Origin of the sequence: Mesorhizobium hawassense (assembly GCF_003289945.1) — a bacterium.
Lineage (GTDB): Bacteria > Pseudomonadota > Alphaproteobacteria > Rhizobiales > Rhizobiaceae > Mesorhizobium > Mesorhizobium hawassense.
The window spans coordinates 108,714-127,204 of record NZ_QMBP01000017.1 but is presented as its reverse complement, the minus strand read 5'-3'; the positions used below and the strand labels follow the sequence as shown (position 1 = coordinate 127,204).

The 18,491-nt window shown below is 65.3% G+C and carries 21 protein-coding genes; 5 read left to right on the top strand and 16 right to left on the bottom strand.

Features of this window, described 5'->3' with window-relative positions; translation table 11 throughout:
* Positions 1–12: 12 nt before the first annotated feature.
* The 5 genes from DPM33_RS28060 to DPM33_RS28040 form a co-directional block, all read right to left on the bottom strand.
* Positions 13–1,050, bottom strand: coding sequence for a DUF4167 domain-containing protein (locus DPM33_RS28060; protein WP_112100651.1), 1,038 nt, complete (start codon positions 1,048–1,050; stop codon positions 13–15).
* A 314-nt stretch (positions 1,051–1,364) separates the two neighbouring features.
* Positions 1,365–2,234 (bottom strand): peptide chain release factor N(5)-glutamine methyltransferase, encoded by an 870-nt coding sequence (gene prmC / locus DPM33_RS28055; RefSeq protein WP_112100650.1) that lies wholly within the window; start codon positions 2,232–2,234, stop codon positions 1,365–1,367.
* Positions 2,227–3,306, bottom strand: coding sequence for a peptide chain release factor 1 (gene prfA, locus DPM33_RS28050; RefSeq protein WP_112100649.1), 1,080 nt, complete (start codon positions 3,304–3,306; stop codon positions 2,227–2,229). Before prfA ends, prmC begins: the two co-directional genes overlap by 8 nt.
* Before the next feature lie 139 nt (positions 3,307–3,445).
* On the bottom strand, positions 3,446–5,716 hold the full coding sequence (gene ptsP / locus DPM33_RS28045) for a phosphoenolpyruvate--protein phosphotransferase (protein WP_112100648.1): 2,271 nt from the start codon (positions 5,714–5,716) through the stop codon (positions 3,446–3,448).
* A gap of 83 nt (positions 5,717–5,799) precedes the next feature.
* Entirely contained in the window at positions 5,800–7,053 is a 1,254-nt protein-coding gene (locus DPM33_RS28040; protein WP_112100647.1) for an aspartate kinase, read from the bottom strand.
* Positions 7,054–7,264: 211 nt separating this feature from the next.
* On the opposite strand from DPM33_RS28040, the gene DPM33_RS28035 reads away from it, so the two are divergent.
* Together DPM33_RS28035 and ubiG are read left to right on the top strand one after the other, a co-directional pair.
* Positions 7,265–7,561: an antibiotic biosynthesis monooxygenase family protein gene (locus DPM33_RS28035; protein ID WP_112100646.1), complete on the top strand. Its 297-nt coding sequence runs from the start codon at positions 7,265–7,267 to the stop codon at positions 7,559–7,561.
* Positions 7,562–7,686: 125 nt separating this feature from the next.
* Positions 7,687–8,436 (top strand): bifunctional 2-polyprenyl-6-hydroxyphenol methylase/3-demethylubiquinol 3-O-methyltransferase UbiG, encoded by a 750-nt coding sequence (gene ubiG, locus DPM33_RS28030; RefSeq protein WP_112100645.1) that lies wholly within the window; start codon positions 7,687–7,689, stop codon positions 8,434–8,436.
* Positions 8,437–8,803: 367 nt separating this feature from the next.
* On the opposite strand, the gene DPM33_RS28025 is transcribed toward ubiG, so the two are convergent.
* On the bottom strand, positions 8,804–9,736 hold the full coding sequence (locus DPM33_RS28025; protein ID WP_112100644.1) for a DMT family transporter: 933 nt from the start codon (positions 9,734–9,736) through the stop codon (positions 8,804–8,806).
* Positions 9,737–9,835: 99 nt separating this feature from the next.
* Here DPM33_RS28025 and DPM33_RS28020 point away from each other — a divergent pair, with 99 nt between their 5' ends.
* Positions 9,836–10,318: a MarR family winged helix-turn-helix transcriptional regulator gene (locus DPM33_RS28020; protein WP_112100643.1), complete on the top strand. Its 483-nt coding sequence runs from the start codon at positions 9,836–9,838 to the stop codon at positions 10,316–10,318.
* 101 nt (positions 10,319–10,419) lie between these two features.
* Here the strand turns inward: DPM33_RS28020 and DPM33_RS28015 are convergent, their stop codons facing one another.
* From DPM33_RS28015 to DPM33_RS27995, 5 genes are all read right to left on the bottom strand, one after another.
* A complete protein-coding gene (locus DPM33_RS28015; protein ID WP_112100642.1) occupies positions 10,420–11,082 on the bottom strand; it encodes a hypothetical protein in 663 nt (220 codons plus the stop codon).
* 14 nt (positions 11,083–11,096) lie between these two features.
* The gene (locus DPM33_RS28010; protein ID WP_112100641.1) at positions 11,097–11,522 is read right to left on the bottom strand and encodes a DUF1178 family protein; all 426 of its coding nucleotides are present in this window, start codon (positions 11,520–11,522) and stop codon (positions 11,097–11,099) included.
* A complete protein-coding gene (locus DPM33_RS28005) occupies positions 11,519–12,385 on the bottom strand; it encodes a carbon-nitrogen hydrolase family protein (protein WP_112100640.1) in 867 nt (288 codons plus the stop codon). The genes DPM33_RS28010 and DPM33_RS28005 overlap by 4 nt, the downstream gene beginning before the upstream one ends.
* Before the next feature lie 2 nt (positions 12,386–12,387).
* Positions 12,388–12,651: a glutaredoxin 3 gene (gene grxC / locus DPM33_RS28000; protein ID WP_112100639.1), complete on the bottom strand. Its 264-nt coding sequence runs from the start codon at positions 12,649–12,651 to the stop codon at positions 12,388–12,390.
* Between the two features lie 72 nt (positions 12,652–12,723).
* Positions 12,724–13,524 (bottom strand): ComF family protein, encoded by an 801-nt coding sequence (locus DPM33_RS27995; protein WP_112100638.1) that lies wholly within the window; start codon positions 13,522–13,524, stop codon positions 12,724–12,726.
* Positions 13,525–13,589: 65 nt separating this feature from the next.
* Here DPM33_RS27995 and DPM33_RS27990 point away from each other — a divergent pair, with 65 nt between their 5' ends.
* On the top strand, positions 13,590–14,462 hold the full coding sequence (locus tag DPM33_RS27990; RefSeq protein WP_112100637.1) for a methyltransferase domain-containing protein: 873 nt from the start codon (positions 13,590–13,592) through the stop codon (positions 14,460–14,462).
* Positions 14,463–14,480: 18 nt separating this feature from the next.
* On the opposite strand, the gene DPM33_RS27985 is transcribed toward DPM33_RS27990, so the two are convergent.
* The 5 genes from DPM33_RS27985 to argJ form a co-directional block, all read right to left on the bottom strand.
* Entirely contained in the window at positions 14,481–14,666 is a 186-nt protein-coding gene (locus DPM33_RS27985; protein WP_112100636.1) for a Flp family type IVb pilin, read from the bottom strand.
* A 105-nt stretch (positions 14,667–14,771) separates the two neighbouring features.
* A complete protein-coding gene (locus DPM33_RS27980; RefSeq protein WP_112100635.1) occupies positions 14,772–15,089 on the bottom strand; it encodes a hypothetical protein in 318 nt (105 codons plus the stop codon).
* Positions 15,090–15,260: 171 nt separating this feature from the next.
* Entirely contained in the window at positions 15,261–15,677 is a 417-nt protein-coding gene (mutT, locus tag DPM33_RS27975) for an 8-oxo-dGTP diphosphatase MutT (protein ID WP_112100634.1), read from the bottom strand.
* Positions 15,674–16,453, bottom strand: a complete 780-nt coding sequence (locus DPM33_RS27970; protein ID WP_112100633.1) for a GNAT family N-acetyltransferase — start codon at positions 16,451–16,453, stop codon at positions 15,674–15,676. The genes mutT and DPM33_RS27970 overlap by 4 nt, the downstream gene beginning before the upstream one ends.
* Positions 16,453–17,694, bottom strand: coding sequence for a bifunctional glutamate N-acetyltransferase/amino-acid acetyltransferase ArgJ (gene argJ, locus DPM33_RS27965; protein ID WP_112100664.1), 1,242 nt, complete (start codon positions 17,692–17,694; stop codon positions 16,453–16,455). Before argJ ends, DPM33_RS27970 begins: the two co-directional genes overlap by 1 nt.
* A 187-nt stretch (positions 17,695–17,881) precedes the next feature.
* Between argJ and DPM33_RS27960 the strand changes: the two genes are divergently transcribed.
* Positions 17,882–18,478, top strand: a complete 597-nt coding sequence (locus DPM33_RS27960; protein WP_112100632.1) for a TetR/AcrR family transcriptional regulator — start codon at positions 17,882–17,884, stop codon at positions 18,476–18,478.
* Positions 18,479–18,491 lie beyond the last annotated feature (13 nt).

The following is an 18,491-nucleotide window of genomic DNA, read 5'->3' as shown; positions in this document are numbered from 1 at the left end:
ATGGCGTCTGGATCAGTTGTTCGCGTCGGCGGCCACGGGCTCGCTCGGAGCCACGCCTTCGCTGGCGACCGGCGCCGGCTCGCTGGCGGCAGGCCTCGCCTCGTCGACGGGCTTGGCGCCGGCCTCATCGCCATTGCTCATCGCGTTGCGCGCTTCGCCTGAATTTTCGGAACTTGAACCTTCGGGGTTTGCGCCCTCCGACTGCTCGCCATTGCTGGCCTGGTCGGCATAGCCGCCGCGCGGGCGGCGCGGACGCCGCGGCCGGCGAGCGCCATTGTCGATGGCGGCTTCGTTGAGCTCGGCCTGGGCGGCAAGCGCTGCCGGCGAGAAACTGTCGAATTGCGGCGCGGCCTGCTCGGCCTGCGGCCCGGCTTCGCCGGCGGCCTCGGGCTGCGCCTGCGCGTCGTTGCGGCGATTCTGGTCGAACTGCTGGCCGCCTTGCTCGCCGCGCTGGCCGTTTTCGCCACGCTGACCGTTCTGGCCATATTGGCCGTAGCCGCCGTTGCGGCGGTCACGGTGCCGGTCGCGGCCATTGTTGTCGCGGTTGTCGCGCTGGTTGTTGTCGCGACGGTTGTTGTTGTCGCGGCCGTTTTCCTGGTTGTAGGCGAGTTCGGCCGGCGTGCCTTCGATTACCGGCTGCGGCCCGGAGCCATGCGCCGCACCAGGCGCCTCGGCGCCATTGCCGCCGGAGTTGACGGCATTGTCGAACTCGTCGCGATCCTCATCGAGATCGTCGTCGAAATCGTCGCGGTTCTGCTGGGCGTTCTGGATCGGCATCTGCGCCTGCGCGGCGGCAATGATGCGATTGTAGTGTTCGGCGTGCTGGAGGTAGTTCTCCGCCATCACCCTGTCGCCGGAGCTCTGCGCGTCACGGGCGAGTGTGGCATATTTCTCGGCGATCTGTTGAGCCGATCCGCGAATCTTCACGTCCGGGCCGTTGCTCTCGTAAGTGCGGGTCAGGGGATTGGGCCCCTTGCGGTTGTTGTTGCCACCGCCGCCGCCATTGTTGTTGCGACCGCGCATGCGCCTGTTCTGCTGTTGTGGCCTCATTAGACTCTCTTCATAGTGAAATTTTCGAAAAACTCTTCACGAACGGAGGCGCTCATGCAGCCAGCCGTTTCGTTTCTTCACCGGCGTTCGCCCGCATCAATTGCGTTGGCGCCACGTGCCATCCTGTTCCGGTTACATCACTTGCCGGACGATTCCCGCACGAAGCTTGGGCGTCGTTTGCGCAAGAAGGCAGCTATTTCCAAGGAAAACCGAATCGCTGGGAGCACTGCCTGCTTCGTCTCATCCGGTTGAGCCGGACCCTAACTGCATTCCCCGATGTTGCCAAGCGGTTTTTTCGCACTGCATCAGGGCTTTCAACGCTCGAACACCAGAACTCTGTCGTTGCCGCCGAGGTCGCTGTGGACTCCGACAAGCCGGTAGCCGGCTGCGGCGAATATCCCGGTGACCTCGTCTTTCTGCGTGTGGCCGATCTCGACCGCTACCTTGCCTTGTGTTTCCAGAAATCCTGCCGCCTCGGCGACGATGACCCTATAGGGGTCCAAACCATCCACACCGCCATCAAGGGCCCGGTGCGGGTCGAAATCGCGGACCTCGTCCTGCAGATTTCCAATCTCTCGACTGGGTATATAGGGAGGGTTCGAGGCAATTACATGGTAGCGGCCCGAAACTTTTTCGAACCAGTTGGAATGCAAGGCTTTGAACCGCCCGTCGAGCCCCAGGTTCCGGGCGTTTCCGGCTGCCGTCGCCAATGCGTCGGGCGAAATGTCTACGCCTGTCGCGGTGGCCACCGGGACGGCGCTGAGCAGCGGCAGCGCGATGGCGCCGGTGCCGGTGCCGAGATCGAGAATGCGGCATTCGCCCTGCCTTTCGGCGATTGTCCTGACGAAGGGTAGGACCGCGTCGACCAATGTCTCGGTGTCCGGCCGCGGCTCCAGCGTCTCCGGCGAGAGCGACAGGCGCAGGCCGTAGAATTCGCGGTAGCCGAGGATGCGGTGCACCGGCTCGCCTGCGACGCGACGCCTCAGGGCCAATTCGATGGCCGGAAGCGCCGCGTCGCCCACTTGTTGTCCCGGTTCGGCAATGGCCTGGGTGCGGGTCGTGCCGGAGAAATGTTCGACGATCAACCGCGAATCGAGCGCGGGATCGGCAATGCCGGCGGCGGCCAGGCGCTCGCGCGCTGCCTTGAGCAGCGGTCCGAGCGCGGCGGGTAGAGGATCAGCCATCCAGGCTCATATCGGCAAGCAGCTTCGACTGGTGGTCGGCGATCAGCGCGTCGACCACCTCGTCGAGTTCGCCCATCATCACCCGGTCGAGCTTGTAGAGCGTGAGGTTGATGCGGTGGTCGGTGACGCGCCCCTGCGGGAAATTATAGGTGCGGATGCGCTCCGAACGGTCGCCCGAGCCGACCTGCGATTTGCGCGATTCCGAGCGTTCTTCGTCGGCCCGGCTGCGTTCGAGGTCATAGAGCCGGGCGCGCAGGATCTGCATGGCCTTTGCCCGGTTCTGGTGCTGCGACTTCTCCGCCTGCACCACCATGATCCCGGTCGGCAGATGCGTGATGCGGACCGCCGAGTCGGTGGTGTTGACGTGCTGGCCGCCAGAACCCGAGGCGCGCATCGTGTCGATGCGGATGTCTTCGGCGCGGATTTCGATGTCGACCTCTTCGGCTTCCGGCAATACGGCAACCGTGGCGGCTGACGTGTGGATGCGTCCGCTGGCCTCGGTCGCCGGCACGCGCTGCACCCGATGCACGCCGGACTCGAATTTGAGATGGGCAAAGACGCCCCTGCCTGAAACAGTGGCGATGATTTCCTTGAAGCCGCCGGCATCGCCGTCGCTGGCCGACACCGTTTCGAACCGCCAGCCACGTTCGGCGGCATAGCGCTCATACATGCGAAACAGGTCGCCCGCGAACAGCGCCGCCTCGTCGCCGCCGGTGCCGGCGCGGATTTCCAGGATGGCGTTCCTTTCGTCGGCCGCGTCCTTGGGCAGAAGCAGGATCTGGATGTCCTTCCGCAGCGCCTCGATGCGCTCCTCGACCGCCGGCAGGTCGGCCTCGGCCAGCGCCCGCATGTCGGCGTCGGTCGCCTTGTCGGCGAGCATCGCCTCGAGGTCCGCCTGCTCCTGCTCGGCGGCGCGCAAGGCCCGGATCTTGCCTACCATTTCCTGGATGTCGGCATATTCGGAGGCCATCTTCACATAGGCATCGGCTGCAGGTCCGGCCGCCATCTGCGCTTCGAGCATGTCGAAACGCTTGACGACTTGATCCATACGGTCGCGGGGCAGGTTGATCATGGTCTTGGTACTTCGATGGGATTCACGTCAGGGCGAGTCGAAAATGGCGAGTTTCGAGAACCGGAGCGGAATGTACATTTAGGTACATGAGCACCGGAAGCGCAGAAAATCACCATTTGCAGACCGCCCTCACGTGAATCTAGAGCGGAATCGAGCGGTCGTCGGCAAAGGCCTGCAGGAGAGCCCGCATCGGCAATTTCTGGCTTGGCGCCATCAGATTGTCGTTGAAGAAGCCTTCCAGCTCCTGCAGCGGCAGTTCGGTGAGCATCGCCTTCACCGGGCCGATCGATGCCGGCGACATCGAGATCGAGCGGAAGCCGAGGCCGATCAGCGCCATGGCCGATATGGGCTTTCCGGCGAGCTCGCCGCACAGCGTCACCGGCGTATGGTTGCGCGCGCCGGCGTCGGCGATCATCTTCAGCACGCGCAGGAACGGCGTCGACAGATTGTCGAAGCGGTCGGCAAGCTGGGTGTTGCCGCGATCGACGGCCATGACGAACTGGAACAGGTCGTTGGAGCCGACCGAGACGAAATCCACCGCCTTCATCAATTCGTCGAGCTGGAACAGGAGCGACGGCACTTCCAGCATCGCGCCGAGCTTGAGGCTGGTGGGCAGATGATGGGCAAAGCGCGACAAATGCCGGACCTCGCGGTCGATGATCTCGCGCGCCTGCGCGATTTCCGACAGCTCGGTCACCATCGGCAGCATCAGCTTCAGTTCGCGGCCGCCGCTGGCCTTGAGCAGCGCCCGGATCTGCGTCCGCAGCAGCCCGGGACGATCAAGCGTCAGCCGGATCGCCCGCCAGCCGAGCGCCGGGTTCTCTTCCTGGATGGCGCCCTTGAAATAGGGCAGCACCTTGTCGCCGCCGATGTCGATGGTGCGGAAGGTGACCGGCTTGCCGCGCGCGGCGTCGAGCACGTCGCGGTAAAGCCGCTCCTGCGCCTCGGCGCGCGGAAAGGTCGAGGCGACCATGAACTGCAATTCGGTGCGAAACAGGCCGATGCCGGCGGCGCCCGACTCGGTCAGCTGCGGCAGATCGACGGCAAGGCCCGCATTCATCAGGAGATCGACCGCAACCCCGTCCTTGGTCACGGACGGCTTCTTCCGCAGTTCGCGATAGACTTCCTGCCGCCGCGCCCGGAAGCGGACCTTCTCGGCATAGGCGGCCTCCAGGTCCGATTGCGGCCTGAGATGGATGGTGCCTTCCTCGCCGTCGACGATGATGGCGTCGCCGTTTTCCGCCATGGAAACGGCGCCCTTCACCTGTCCGGCGACCGGGATGCCCATGGCGCGCGCGACGATGACGACATGGCTGGTCGCGGCACCATCCTCAAGCACCAGGCCGCGCAGCTTGTCGCGCGGATAGTCGAGCAGCTCGGCCGCGCCCATCGAGCGGGCGATCAGGATGGCGTCCTTGGGCAGCGAGGCCGCGACGTCCTCCGGACCGCGCCCCATCAGCTGGCGTAACAGCCGGTTGGCGAGATCGTCGAAATCGCTCATCCGTTCGCGCAGATACGGGTCGGTCATGTGCAGCATGCGCGCGCGCATGTCGCTCTGCACCTTTTCGACCGCCGCCTCCGCCGTCAGGCCGTTGCGGATCGCCTCTTCCAGCCGCCGCACCCAGCCGCGGTCGTTGGCGAACATGCGGTAGGCCTCGAGCACCTCGCGATGCTCGCCCTCGAAGGCAACGTCGCGGCGCTCCAGCATGTCGTCGATCGACAGCCTCAGCGAGCCCAGCGAACGGTCGAGGCGACGCACCTCCTCCTCGCTGTCTTCGTTGAACAGATTGGTGACGACGATGCGCGGCTCGTGCAGCACGACATGGCCGAGCCCGACGCCGTCATTGAAGGAAAGGCCGGTGAAGCTCACCGGACGGCTGAGGTCGAGCTCCAGCCCCGGCTTGGTCAGGCGGGCGAGATCGCCGGTGGCAATCATCTCGGCGATCACCATCGCCGTCGTTTCCAGCGCCTCGACCTCGTCGTCGCGATAGTGGCGCATGGTCTTGTTCTGCACCACCAGCACGCCCAGCGTGCGCCCTGCCCTCAGCACCGGCACGCCGAGGAAGGAGTTGTAGATCTCTTCGCCCGTTTCCGGCAGGTAGGCGAATGCCGGGTGTTCCTGCGCGTTGGAAAGGTTGAGAGGCCGCGCGCTGGCGGCGATCGTGCCGACCAGGCCCTGTCCGAGCCTGAGCTGCGCCAGGTGAACGGCGTTCGGGTTCAGACCCTCGGTGGCGTAGAGTTCGAGCACCGAGTCGGCGCGCAGCACATAGAGCGAGCAGACTTCGGCAACCATGTTGGAGGCAATGTCGCGCACGATGCGGTCGAGCCGCTCCTGCGGCTCCAGCGGCTCCTGCATGAGCTCGCGAAGCCGTTTGAGCAGAACGCGCGGGCCACTGGCCGTATCACGCATCGCGGCTTGTTCTCCAATGGGTATTTCGCCCGCCGCAGTTTCTCCCGCGGCCGGCGATCACGCAACAACTGACTCAGTTCTTGCTATTGCTTATCCAGACCGTAGACGGAATGCAAAGTACGAACTGCAAGTTCCGTATAGGGACCGTCGATCAGTATCGAGATTTTGATCTCGGAAGTCGTGATGGCGCGGATGTTGATCGCCTTGTCCGCCAGCGCCTTGAAGGCGGTGGCGGCGACGCCCGCATGGCTGCGCATGCCGATGCCGATGACCGAGACCTTCGACATGCCGGCTTCCGACTGCACGACATCATAGCCGACTTCGGGCTTCAGCTTTTCCAGCACCGCAAGCGCCTTGTCGACGTCGCCGGAGGGCACGGTGAAGGTCATGTCGGTGAACTTGCCGTCCTCGGAGATGTTCTGGACGATCATGTCGACATTGATGTTGGCCTCGGCCAGCGGGCCGAATATGCCGGCGGCAACGCCTGGGCGGTCGCCGACGCGGCGCAGCGAAATCTGCGCTTCGTCCTTGGCGTAGGCAATTCCGGTGACGACCTGCTGTTCCACGATCTCTTCCTCGTCGCAAATGAGCGTTCCGGGCGGATTGAGCAAATCCCCCATTCCGGGCGCGTCGGGGTCGTCGAAGGACGACCGCACGAAGGTACGCACCCTGTGTACCATGGCAAGCTCGACCGAGCGCACCTGCAGCACCTTGGCGCCGAGCGAGGCCATTTCGAGCATTTCCTCGAAGGAAATCTTGGCCAGGCGACGGGCTTTCGGCTCGATGCGCGGGTCGGTGGTGTAGACACCGTCGACATCGGTATAGATGTCGCAGCGGTCGGCCTTGACCGCGGCGGCGATCGCCACCGCGCTGGTGTCGGAGCCGCCGCGGCCGAGCGTCGCGATGCGGTTGTCCGGTCCGATGCCCTGGAAGCCGGCGATCACCGCCACCTGGCCTTCGCCGAAGCGCTTGATCAGGAAGGCGCCGTCGATGTCGAGGATGCGCGCCGCGCCATGGGCGTTGTCGGTCTTGATCGGGATCTGCCAACCCTGCCAGGAGCGGGCGTGGATTCCCATGTTCTGCAGCGTGATCGCCAGAAGACCGGCGGTGACCTGCTCGCCCGAGGCAACCACGGCGTCATATTCGCGCGCGTCGTGCATCGGCGAGGCCTCGCGCGTCCAGCCGACCAGCTCGTTGGTCTTGCCGGCCATCGCCGAGACCACGACGGCAACCTCGTGGCCGGCATCGACCTCGCGTTTCACATGCCGCGCCACATTGCGGATGCGGGCGATGTCGGCGACCGATGTTCCGCCGAATTTCATCACGATACGCGCCATGGAAGCGAAATGCCTTTGACTGAAGCCGGCTCAGGGCCGGAACTGGAGAAAACGCTCGGGTGACCGAGCGCCGAAATGCGCGGCCTCCTTAGCCAAAACAGCAAGGCTTCGCAAGCGAGCGCGGCTATAGCGGGCCCGGCGCCGTTTATCCTGACGTATTCCTGTCGCCGGCCATGCCGTAAGACGGCCGAAACGCCCTTTGGAGATTCTCATGGCCGAGACCCTGGAAATCGTCACTTTCCGCCTCAAGCCCGGCACCGAAGCCGGCTTTGTCGCCAATAACGGGGTCATGAGCGGCTGGCTTACCCGGCAACCGGGCTTTCTCAGCCGCCATCTCGGCAGGCGCGAGGACGGTACCTGGGTGGATGTCGTGCGCTGGCAAAGCGTGGAACAGGCCCGGGCGGCGGCGGATCGTATCATGGCCGAGATTGGCGACAGCGAAGCGTTGCAGGCTATCGAGCCGGCCAGTGTCGACATGAACCATGCGACGATCGAGCTTTCTCGCTAGGCTGAGCTATCCTCGACGCCTGGTGAAGATATGGACGGTTGGCAACCGGGTGACAGCAGCCGAAAAAACCTGCCTTGACTTTCTTAGGCTGGGACCCGAGTTCTTGGCGTTCGAGGAGACCCGCCATGCCAGAGCCCCGCCGATCGACCATCGATGCCGGAGAAGTCGAGCGCTTCTCCGCCCTTGCCGCCGAATGGTGGAATCCGAACGGCAAGTTCCGTCCGCTGCACAAGTTCAATCCGGTGCGGCTTGCCTATATCCGCGACCAGGTGGCGGCACGCTTTGGCCGCGATCCGCGCGCGGCACGGCCTTTCGAGGGTCTGCGCTTCCTCGACATCGGTTGCGGCGGCGGTTTGCTGTGCGAGCCGATGGCCCGGCTTGGCGCCGAAGTGGTCGGCGCCGACGCTTCCGCCACCAACATCGAAGTAGCGAAGCTGCATGCGGCGGAAGCCGGCGTCAGCATCGACTATCGCGCCACGACGGCGGAGGCTCTCGCCGATGCCGGCGAAACCTTCGATGTCATCCTGAACATGGAAGTGGTCGAGCATGTCGCAGATGTCGACCTGTTCGTCGCCAAATGCGGCCAGATGGTCCGCCCCGGCGGCGTCATGTTCGTCGCCACCATCAACCGCACGCTGAAGGCGCTCGGGCTTGCCATCATCGGCGCCGAATATGTGCTGCGCTGGCTGCCGCGCGGCACGCATCAGTTCGGCAAGCTGGTGCGGCCGGAGGAGCTTGGCAAGGCGCTGGGCGCCGCCGGCCTCACGGTGATCGACCGCACGGGCGTCATCTATCATCCGCTGGCCGACCGCTGGCAGCGCTCGAAGGACATGGACGTCAACTACATGGTGCTGGCCGAGAAAGCTTCCGTGTGATCCCGACAGACCCTCAAGCCTCCAATGGTCTGTAGCCACCCCGCCAGTAGATCAGCGCCTGGCGCGCGCAGCCTTTCCTTCTCGGCACGTTAGCGGCCAACTGCTCCGGCGGCATGACCGCCACCAAAGTCGCCGCTACGGGGGCGCCGAATGGACGACGCTGATGACCGGCATCTACGAGCAGGCGGCGCGCGCCGCCGCCACCCATCGCCGCCGCCATCCGCGGCCTGAACCCGCCGACAGCAGGACGACTAGGGCAATTCCAGGAAAAGTGTGAGCGGTTAGGCTCGGCGACTTCGCCGGTCCGGAATTGCATCAAAACAACGAGACAAAGCGGTTCGCCGTTTCAGTGAAACGGTGAAACGCCCTAGCTGCGGGACGACACCGGCTCGATCCGAACAGGCGCAGGCACACCGGTCCGGCTTTGCGCCTTGGTCGTGATGAAAACGCCGGCGGTGATGATGGCCGCACCCAGCCAGGTCAGAAGCTGGTAGTGTTCGCCGAGGAAGAGCGTGCCGGCGAACAGGCCGACGGCCGCCGCCACATAGCCGATCTGGCTGAGGTAGACTGGGCCGCCGACCGCCTGCAGGCGGAAGAAGAAGACAAACATCGCCGAGGCCGAGGCCACCTGTCCGACCACCACCAGCGGCACGCCTGCGAGCGGAGCGAAGGCCTGGCAGCCGAAAAGGGCGAGAATGCCGGCAAGAAGCAGCGTCGCCGATGCGAGGTGGCTGCCGACGGCGAGCTCGATCGGCCCGGTGCCCTGCGGCCAGTCGACGGTGCGGTAGATATTGCCGGCGGCAAGGCTGACGGGAATGAAGAGCCCGATCGCCACCCAGAAATAATCGGCCGGCTGGCCGGCCTCGCCGCGGGTAAGCGCGACCATCGCCGCGCCGACGAAGCCGACGGCGATGCCGATGACGCCGAGCAGATTGGGACGCCGGACACCGAGCAGGATCGAGAACACCAGCGTGATCACCGGCGACAGCGTGAACATGATGCCGGTGTAGCCGGCGCCGAGATGCGGCATGGCCGAAAACATCAAGAGGTTGGGAATGGCATAGGAGATCGCGGCGGTGACGAAGAAATAACGCAGCTTGTGCGGCGTCAGCCGGATGCGCTCGCCGCGCAGCAGAAGCGCCAAGAGCAGCACGCCGCCGGCGCCCAGCGAAATGACGAAGGCCCAGACCATGGCCGGCACGCCCCCGGCGGTCGCCAGCTTGCCGAACGGCAGCGTCATGCCGAGCAGCCCGCCCGTCACCACCAGAAGGCCAATTGCCGAATCCCAGAGAACTTTCATCGGGCTGTCCTGTCGCTGCGTGACCGCTTGGCCGCCGGTTCATCTTACGGTAAGATAGCGTAAAGATTCTTGATGTCAAGATACTTTGCGGTGAGCGATATGGATCGAGCAGGCAGGGCCATGGAACAATGGCGGCGGGAACGTCCGGATCTAGACGTGTCGCCGATGGGCGTCATCGGGCGCTTGAACGAGGCTTCGGCGCTGATCGCACGCGACCGCCTGGCGCCTGTCTTCGCCCGCTTCGGGCTGCAATCCGGCGAATTCGATGTTCTGGCGACGTTGCGCCGGTCGGGCTCGCCTTACGCGCTGACGCCGACCGAGCTCTATGAGGCGACGATGGTGACGTCGGGCGCCATGACCGCCCGCCTCGACCGTCTGGAGAAGGCGGGCCTGACCCGGCGCGCGCCGCACCCCAGCGACCGGCGCGGCGTTGTCGTTCAGCTCACCGATAAAGGCCGCGAGCTCATCGACGAGGCGCTCACCGCCCACGTCGCCAACGAGCATGAAATCCTCGCCGGCCTGACGCGCGAGGACAAGGAAACACTGGCGAAACTGCTGGAAAAACTGATCGTCAGCCTTTGACCGGAAGCAATTCCAGGAGAAGTGAGGCGGCGCACACCCTCTTCCCGGAATTGCTCCAACGATGGGCTGCAAGCTCCAGCCGGTCGGCCATCCATGGCCCATCAGCCGGTTGCGCGCCGCGCAACCCGTCGCCTGTGTTGCCATCGCCGATACGATACCATCAGACTGACGAGCCAAACCGGCATGTTGAGGTAGAGAAGCGCATCCCGCAGGCCGTCAAGGTGGCGCTCCCTCATAGCCTTGTCCGAGAAATCCGGCATCGCTTCAAGATTCGCTTCGGCTCGCTGAGCCGCATCCGCTCCTATCGGCAACCTCGCCGCAAAGGCGATCTCCCGACGCAGACAGACCCGCTCGACGCGATCCCTGATCTCTTCTTCGTAACCGATTCCGCATCGCATCAGTCGCGCATGCGTGGCTTCGTGGACGATGGTGGACGCGACGTGCTCAGCCGTCCTTGCGTCATCGATGAGGTAGCGTTCATCCAGTTCACAAGCCTTCGACGCCTCTGCCCACTGAGCCACCGAGGCCGGAAGGACCGTGACCAAAATCTGCCCGACGTCGCGCAGCAAGCGCCTGTATCGCACGGGGTCGAAATCCCGAATGAGCCCAAGCGCCTCGACTATCTTGTCCGTGCCCTTATCGCCGACGATTTTCAGGCCATCGACGGTCAGTTTGCGACTGAGTTTGACGGCTCCTTGCCGCGCCAGGCGATCGACGAACGAACGCATATCACGCTGCGGCTCGGCCGCTTTCTTTTGGCGCAAGGTTTCTGTGGAACTCAGTTCCGGTCCTCCGGAAAGCCGGGGATCGGCATGAACTCGACGCCGTCCTCGACGAGGCTTTGCGCCTCTTCCGGCGTCGCTTCGCCATAGATGCCGCGCGCGTCGGTCTCGCCGAAATGGATCTTGCGTGCTTCCTCGGCGAACTTGTCGCCGACATAGTCGGCATTCTCGCGCACCTTCTCGGCCAGCGCCTTCAGCTGCGCCAGCGCCTGCTTCTGCGCCTCGCCCATGGCCAAAGCGACTTTCTCCTGTTTGCGGGACGTCGAGACCGCCGGCGCCATCAGCGCCTTCTCGACCTTGTGCGAGCCGCAGTTCGGGCAATCGACGAAGCCGCGCTTCTTCTGGGTGTCGAAGTCGTCATTGCCGCGGAACCACGCCTCGAATTCGTGCTCGTGCTCGCAGATCAGGGAAAAACGGATCAAGAGGCCGCACCCCTGAGGCGCGGCGCCTCGCTTGTCCCGGCGTTGACGGTGAAGTCCCGCGCGTTCTTCAGATTGGGGATCTTGCGGCGCGCGGCGAGCGACTGCGCTGGGTCGATCTCGGCAACGATCCCGGCGGGCTCGTTATGCGCGGCCTCGGCGATGATGCGTCCCCACGGATCGACGATCAGCGAATGGCCATAGGTCTCGCGGCCATCCTCATGCAGGCCACCCTGCGCGGCGGCGATGACGTAGGCGCCGTTCTCGATGGCGCGGGCGCGCAGCAGCACATGCCAATGCGCCTCGCCGGTCTGGCGCGTGAACGCGGCGGGCACCGTCAGAACCTCGGCCCCGGCCATCGCCTCGGCGCGAAACAGCTGCGGGAAGCGCAGGTCGTAGCAGACGGCAAAGCCCAGCCTCGTCCCGTTGACATCGGTCACCACCGCTTCCGTTCCCGGCTCGTAGGCAGCGGATTCGCGCCAGCTTTCGCCATTGTCGAGGTCGACATCGAACATATGGATCTTGTCATAGCCGGCGACCACGGCGCCGTCGGGCGCAAACAGGAAGGCGCGGTTGGCGAGCTTGCCGTCGGCGCGGCGGATTGCCGTCGAGCCGACATGCAGGTGGATGCCGAGCTCCTTCGCCAAGCGGCGCGCCGTGGCGACGACGATGTCCTTGTCCTCGGTGGTAAAGGCGGCCGCGCCCGCTTCCTTGTCGCGCACCAGCGCGCCGGTCATTTCCGGCGTCTGGACGTAGGTCGCGCCCTGGCCGGCGGCCTGGCGGACCAAAATCTCCATGTCGGCGGCGTTGCGCTCCGGGCTGGTGCCTGAACGCATCTGCACGGCGGCGGCCTTGAAAATACCCATGATCATCTCCCGTTGACGAGCATCGCGTCCAGCCGGCCCTGCGACTCCAGTTCGTGGAGGTCGTCACAGCCGCCGACATGCGTGCCGCCGATGAAAATCTGCGGAAAGGTGGTTCGCCCATGCGCCTTGGAAATCATTTCCTGGCGCAACTCCGGCGAGAACGAGGCATCGTGCTCGGTATAGGTTACGCCCTTGCGGTCGAGCAGCCGTTTGGCGGCATTGCAGTAACCGCACATCATGCGGGTATAGATCGTCACATCGACCATCGATCAGTCATCCTGCCAATGCATGTCCATCGCGCGGGAGGTGGGGGACAACGGCATGCATTAAATCCAACCCTATATAGTCGCGGACTCATCGGGCCGGAAGTCCCCCGGCAGGACGCGGGCGAAAGTGAGGATGTCGACCGATCCGGCGCCGCCCCGCTTCAGCGCCTTGGCGACCGCCCGCACCGTGGCGCCGGTGGTGTAGACATCGTCGACGACCAGCACCCGGCGGCTCGAGATTTCGATTTCGGCCTCCGGCGGCACGCGGAAAGCGGCGCGCACGTTTTCCTCGCGCTCATGCCGTTCGAGCCCGACCTGCTGGCGCGTCAGCTTCACGCGCCTGATCGCGGATGGCGAGAAAGGCAGCCCGCTGAGCTTTGAAACGGCCCGTCCGAGCTCGGCCGACTGGTTGAACTGGCGCCGGAAGAAGCGGCGCCAATGCAGCGGCACCGGCACGACCAGCTCGGCCTCCGCGATCAGCTCGGCGCCGGCGCGGATCATCCAGTTCGCCATCCAGGGCGCGAGGTCGGTGCGGTCCTGATATTTCAGCCCTTGCACCATCTGTCTCGCCACGCCCGAATAGACGACGGCAGCCCGCGCCCGCTCGAAGGGCGGCGGATCGGCGATCGCTTCCGCGGACAGGAACCCCTCGCCCATGTCGTGCGTGAAGGGCGTGCCCATCACCGGGCACCAAGGTTTCTCCAGCAGCCTCAGCTTCGGCCAGCAGGCGCCGCACAGCACGCCGGGCTGCGACACATGGCGGCGGCAGCCGGCGCAAACCGGCGGAAACAACAGCCGCGCCGGCCAGGTCAGCGCCTGCCGCGTCATATCCTGAACCGCGCTGGTCTTGATCTTGCGCACCGGATCGGCCACGTGATTGGAAACCCCGTGCCACCTTAACACCACTGCGGCACGCAGGGACAACAGGAAGCTTTTGATTGCAGCCCTTGATCGACACAGAGCTCTGGCTTGCGCGCAAGCGCCGCGCTCTTGTCCGTCCCGTCGAAGGCGCCGATTTCCTGATGCGGCGCGCGGCGGAAGATCTTGCCGACCGGCTGGACGCCGTCGAGCGCCGCTTCGGCAAGGCAGCCGCGCTGTTTTGTCAGACACCAGCGGCGGCGGAAGCGATCACCGGCAGCGGCAAGGTCGGCGAGATCGTGCGCGTCGAGATGGACGAGGCGCTTCTTGCGGGCGGCCCTGGCATTGTGGCGCCGCCTGAGACCGTGCCCATCGAGGAAGGCAGCCTCGATCTCGTCGTTTCCCTGCTCTCGCTGCACGCGATGAACGACATTCCCGGCGTGCTCGCGCAAATCCGCCGGGCGCTGAAACCGGACGGCCTGTTCCTCGGCGCCCTCGCCGGCGCCGGCACATTGGCGGAATTGCGCGAAAGCATGCTGGCGGCCGAGACCGAGCTCCACGGCGGCGCGAGCCCGCGCATCCTTCCTTTCACCGACGTCCGGGATGCCGGAGCGCTGTTGCAGCGCGCCGGCCTGGCGTTGCCGGTGGCCGATGTCGAAACGGTCGCGGTGCGCTACGACACGCTGTTCGATCTGGCTAGCGATCTGCGCGCCATGGGTGAAACCAGCGCGCTCGTCGATCGCAGCCGGCGGCCAGTAAGCAGGCGCTTGTTTGCCCGCGCCGCCGAAATCTACGCCGAACGGTTCTCGGACCCGGACGGCCGTATCCGTGCGAGCTTCTCGATCGTTTGGATGTCTGGCTGGGCACCGGATGCCTCGCAGCAAAAGCCGCTCAAGCCAGGATCGGCCAAGGTATCGCTGAAGGCGATCCTGGAGAACCCGCCGAAGAGCTGAGCCCGTCCGGCGAACCCTCTAATGAGCGAAGGCGTTGGCGAGCTTGCTGTTGTTGTCGGTGAACAGCCACACCAGCCCGTCGGCGGCCTGTTGGACCCCGGCGATGATGGCGAGCGACAACACCACGACGATCAGGCCATATTCGATGGCCGTGGCGCCTGTTTCGTCTTCAATGAATTGCTGCAGCAGGTTTTTCATGGTCATCGATCCCTCATGCAGGAATTCTAATGTCCGACCCGTTAAGAAAGGTTAACGGCAAAAGCTTAACAGCGAGTGAAACGCCGCCGTCTCGGAAAATCATTAACCATGTCAACACTCGCCGCTGCGGCTGCCGTCATTGCGGATGACGCAGACTGAACTGGGTAAGGGCTGCAGCACGCTGCGGCGCATCGTATATGTGGTGCGATGGCCGATCGATCCGGTCGCGCTCATGTCGAGCCCGCCGGCGAAGCCGTCGCGGGCGGTCTGCGGCCGGGTCTGGTTGTCGAGGAATGGCGTTGCGATCAGTGCCAGCGCCACCGCGGCCGAGCCGAAGAGCAGCGTGATGCGCAGGATGCCCATGCCGGCGTCCATCGCGCGAAAGCCTCGGTCGGGCCGGATCGAGTCCCAGTCTCTTTGAAGGCTCATGCCCGTGTTTCCCAGTCATGGACGATCTCGCCGCGCGAAACGGCTTCGCGCAATTTTCCACGTCGAGATAAATCTTCCATTAACGCTGGCTAAAGCAGCTTCAGGAAAAGCCAGAAACGCTCACCGTTTCCGGGAAACGGTAAGCAGCCACAAAGGCAGGCCGCCGCGAGATCACAAGAGGTCGATGAGGAACTGGATCAGCGGCGCGTCGGCCGGCGGCATCGGATAGTCGCGCATCTGCCGCGGCCGGACCCATTTCAGCCCTTGCCCTTCCCTGGCCTGCGGAATGCCGCGAAAGCGGCGGCAGACGTAGAGCGGCATCAGCAGATGGAAATCGTCATAGGAGTGGCTGGCGAAGGTGAGCGGCGCCAGGCACGGAATCTCGGTCTCGATGCCGAGTTCCTCATGCAGCTCGCGGACCAGGCATTCCTCCGGCGTCTCGCCGGGCTCGACCTTGCCGCCCGGAAACTCCCAGAGGCCCGCGAGTTGCTTGCCCTCGGGACGCCGAGCCAGTAGCACGCGCCTGTCGGTGTCGACCAGCGCGCAGGCGGCGACCAGCAGCAGGCGCTTTGGCCTGACCTCGCTCATGCGCCCGGCGGCCGTCGATAGTGGTAGCGATAGACTTCCTCGAAGCCGAGCGACCGGTAAAGCGCGAGCGCCGGCGCGTTGCCGGCCTCGACTTGCAGCCAGGCCTCGCGCGCGCCGCGCAGCCGCGCCCATTTGAGCGCGGAGAGAATCAGGTTGCGGCCGTGGCCCTTTTTGCGCGCCGACTTTTCGGTGGCGACCTCGAACAGCCCGGCAAGATCGCCGTCGTGAACGCAGATCAGCGTCGCCAGCGGCTCGTTGCCGTCCTCGAGCGCGAACAGCCCGGCTTCCGGCTGGATGGCGCCGATGACCTCGGACAGGCCGGGCCGCAGCGAGGCGTCCGAGCCGCCCGTCCTGAGCGAAGCGCCGATGAAGCGGCTGATGTCCTTGAGCGGGATCTGGTCCATGGCCGCGCCAAGCTCGACCTCTTTCAGCGGCAGCCGCATCACCAGCGATTCGTCGAACCTGTTCCATCCGGCCTTGTCGAGATGCCTGGACAGCACCTGCCCCGACAGCGGCGACATGCGGAAGGTCAGCGGCCGGCCATAGGCATCGAAGCGCCGTGCGGCGCGGCCGATGCGCTCCTCGATGGCGTGCGTGTCGCCGGGGTCGAGCGGGTTGACCGAGTTCAGGCGCTTGGCGGGGTGCCCGGCGGTAAGCCGCACCACCCAGGTCCCGTCATAGTGGACGGCCGCCGCCGGCCAGGCGCGAAAGCCCGCCGCCTCGTAGCGGCGCACGACCGCCAGAACGCTCGCCGGATGCCTGGACACCGGCGCCATCAGCTCCGGTAGTCGCCATTGATGGCGACATATTCCTTGGTGAGGTCGCAGGTCCACACCGTCGCCTTGCCGCGGCCGATGCCGATGTCGGCGCGGATGCGGATGTCGTCGCGCTTCATATAGGCCGACGTCGCTTCTTCGGAGTAAGCCGGATCGCGCTCGCCCTCATGCGCAAGGCGGTTGTCGCCGAACCAGATCGACAGCCGGTCGCGGTCGGCCGGTTCGCCCGCTTTGCCGACGGCCATGACGACGCGGCCCCAATTGGCGTCCTCGCCCGCGACCGCCGTCTTGACCAGCGGCGAATTGGCGATCGAAAGCGCGATGCGCTTGGCCGAGCGCGCCGATTTGGCGCCGGTCACCGTGACCTCGACCTGCTTGCGCGCGCCCTCGCCGTCGCGCACCACCTGCAGCGCCAGCGACTTCAGCACCTTGCCGAGCGCCCGTCGGAACGCGCCGAGCCGCGCATCCTTGGCGTCGCTGATCGCCGGCGCGCCGCGCAAGGCGGCCTTGCCGGTGGCAAAGAAAAGCAGCGTGTCGCTGGTCGAGGTGTCGCTGTCGACGGTCACCGCGTTGAAGGTCTTGGCTGTGCCGCGCGACAACAGGTCCTGCAGCACGGAAGCGGCGATCGGCGCGTCGGTGGCGATGAAGGAAAGCATGGTCGCCATGTCGGGCGCGATCATGCCGGCGCCCTTGGCGATGCCGTTGATGGTGACGTCGGTCTCGCCGAGCTTGACGGTCGCGGTCGCCACCTTCGGATAGGTATCGGTGGTCATGATGGCCCTGGCCGCCTCGGTCCACAGATCAGGCTTGCCGTCCTTGACCAGGCCGGCAAGCAGGTGGCTGAATTTGGTGGTGTCGAGCGGCTCGCCGATGACGCCGGTCGAGGCCAGGAACACTTCGCTGTCGGAGCAACCCGCGGCCTTGGCCGCCGCCTCGCCGGTCAGCGCCGTCGACGCCTTGCCTTTCTTGCCGGTGAAAGCGTTGGCATTGCCGGAATTGACCACCAGCACGCGCGCCTTGCCGGCGGGCAGGTTCTGACGGCAATAGTCGACCGGCGCCGACGGGCATTTCGACCTGGTGAACACGCCGGCGACGGCAGTGCCCGGATCGAAGACCATGGCGAGCAGGTCGGTGCGATTCCGGTATTTGATGCCGGCTTCGGCGGTCGCGATGCGGACACCCTCGATGACCGGCATCTTCGGATATTTCTTCGGTGCGAGCGGCGAAATCGTAGCGGACATCATGACCCCGGAGCGGCAATAAAGCGGAAGGAAGGCCGGTTTGCCCGATAGCGCGCCCCGGCGCAAGGGCGTTCTGGCCGCGCCGCATCGGCCGGACTAGCGGCCTCGCGACCGAAAACGGATCGTTTCGTTTCAGCCGCGATGCCAATATGATCGGCGACGGATTCACCGGCTAAGGAAGAACGGAATGGGCGAGACCGCCGCTCGCGGGCGCAAGTCGATCGGCGCAAAACGCAATCCCGAGAGCGCCGACGCAATTGTGGAGGCGGCCGAGGCGGTGCTGCGCGAAGCGGGTTACGCCGGCTTCTCGATCGAGGCCGTCGCCCGGCGGGCGCGGGCGGGAAAGCCGACCATCTATCGCTGGTGGCCGAGCAAGGCGGCGCTGCTGATCGAGGTCTACCAGCGGCAGAAGCGCGTCGAGATGCCCGACACCGGAAACATCGAGGATGACCTGGCCGGCTTCCTCGGGAACCTCTTCGCGCATTGGCGCGACACCTCGTCGGGCAACATCTTCCGCTCGCTGGTCGCCGAGGCGCAGTCCGACGAGACGGCGGCGGCAGCACTTGCCGAATATTCAAAAGGCCGCCGTGGCCATACCGGCCTTATGATCGAGCGGGCCAAGGCACGCGGCGAGGTGGCGCCGGATGTCGATGCCGGGATCGTCGCCGACCTGATCGCCTCCTATGCCTGGCGGCATCTGTTGAGCAACCGCCTCGACGAGGATGACGCCGCAATCCACGAAGCCGTGCGCTATGTAGTGCGAGGGATAGCCCGAACCACATGACGAAAGGGCGCCC

Excerpts from the sequence above, each read along its gene's own strand:
- prmC (WP_112100650.1), bottom strand. The coding sequence starts at position 2,234 with ATGGCTGATCCTCTACCCGCCGCGCTCGGACCGCTGCTCAAGGCAGCG.
- DPM33_RS28060 (WP_112100651.1), bottom strand. The coding sequence starts at position 1,050 with ATGAGGCCACAACAGCAGAACAGGCGCATGCGCGGTCGCAACAACAAT.
- DPM33_RS27970 (WP_112100633.1), bottom strand. The coding sequence starts at position 16,453 with ATGGCGCCGGTGTCCAGGCATCCGGCGAGCGTTCTGGCGGTCGTGCGC.
- ptsP (WP_112100648.1), bottom strand. The coding sequence starts at position 5,716 with ATGCGTGATACGGCCAGTGGCCCGCGCGTTCTGCTCAAACGGCTTCGC.
- DPM33_RS28005 (WP_112100640.1), bottom strand. The coding sequence starts at position 12,385 with ATGGGTATTTTCAAGGCCGCCGCCGTGCAGATGCGTTCAGGCACCAGC.
- ubiG (WP_112100645.1), top strand. The coding sequence starts at position 7,687 with ATGCCAGAGCCCCGCCGATCGACCATCGATGCCGGAGAAGTCGAGCGC.
- DPM33_RS27985 (WP_112100636.1), bottom strand. The coding sequence starts at position 14,666 with ATGACCATGAAAAACCTGCTGCAGCAATTCATTGAAGACGAAACAGGC.
- DPM33_RS28035 (WP_112100646.1), top strand. The coding sequence starts at position 7,265 with ATGGCCGAGACCCTGGAAATCGTCACTTTCCGCCTCAAGCCCGGCACC.
- mutT (WP_112100634.1), bottom strand. The coding sequence starts at position 15,677 with ATGAGCGAGGTCAGGCCAAAGCGCCTGCTGCTGGTCGCCGCCTGCGCG.
- prfA (WP_112100649.1), bottom strand. The coding sequence starts at position 3,306 with ATGATCAACCTGCCCCGCGACCGTATGGATCAAGTCGTCAAGCGTTTC.
- DPM33_RS28020 (WP_112100643.1), top strand. The coding sequence starts at position 9,836 with ATGGATCGAGCAGGCAGGGCCATGGAACAATGGCGGCGGGAACGTCCG.
- DPM33_RS28025 (WP_112100644.1), bottom strand. The coding sequence starts at position 9,736 with ATGAAAGTTCTCTGGGATTCGGCAATTGGCCTTCTGGTGGTGACGGGC.
- DPM33_RS27960 (WP_112100632.1), top strand. The coding sequence starts at position 17,882 with ATGGGCGAGACCGCCGCTCGCGGGCGCAAGTCGATCGGCGCAAAACGC.
- grxC (WP_112100639.1), bottom strand. The coding sequence starts at position 12,651 with ATGGTCGATGTGACGATCTATACCCGCATGATGTGCGGTTACTGCAAT.
- DPM33_RS28040 (WP_112100647.1), bottom strand. The coding sequence starts at position 7,053 with ATGGCGCGTATCGTGATGAAATTCGGCGGAACATCGGTCGCCGACATC.
- DPM33_RS27980 (WP_112100635.1), bottom strand. The coding sequence starts at position 15,089 with ATGAGCCTTCAAAGAGACTGGGACTCGATCCGGCCCGACCGAGGCTTT.
- argJ (WP_112100664.1), bottom strand. The coding sequence starts at position 17,694 with ATGTCCGCTACGATTTCGCCGCTCGCACCGAAGAAATATCCGAAGATG.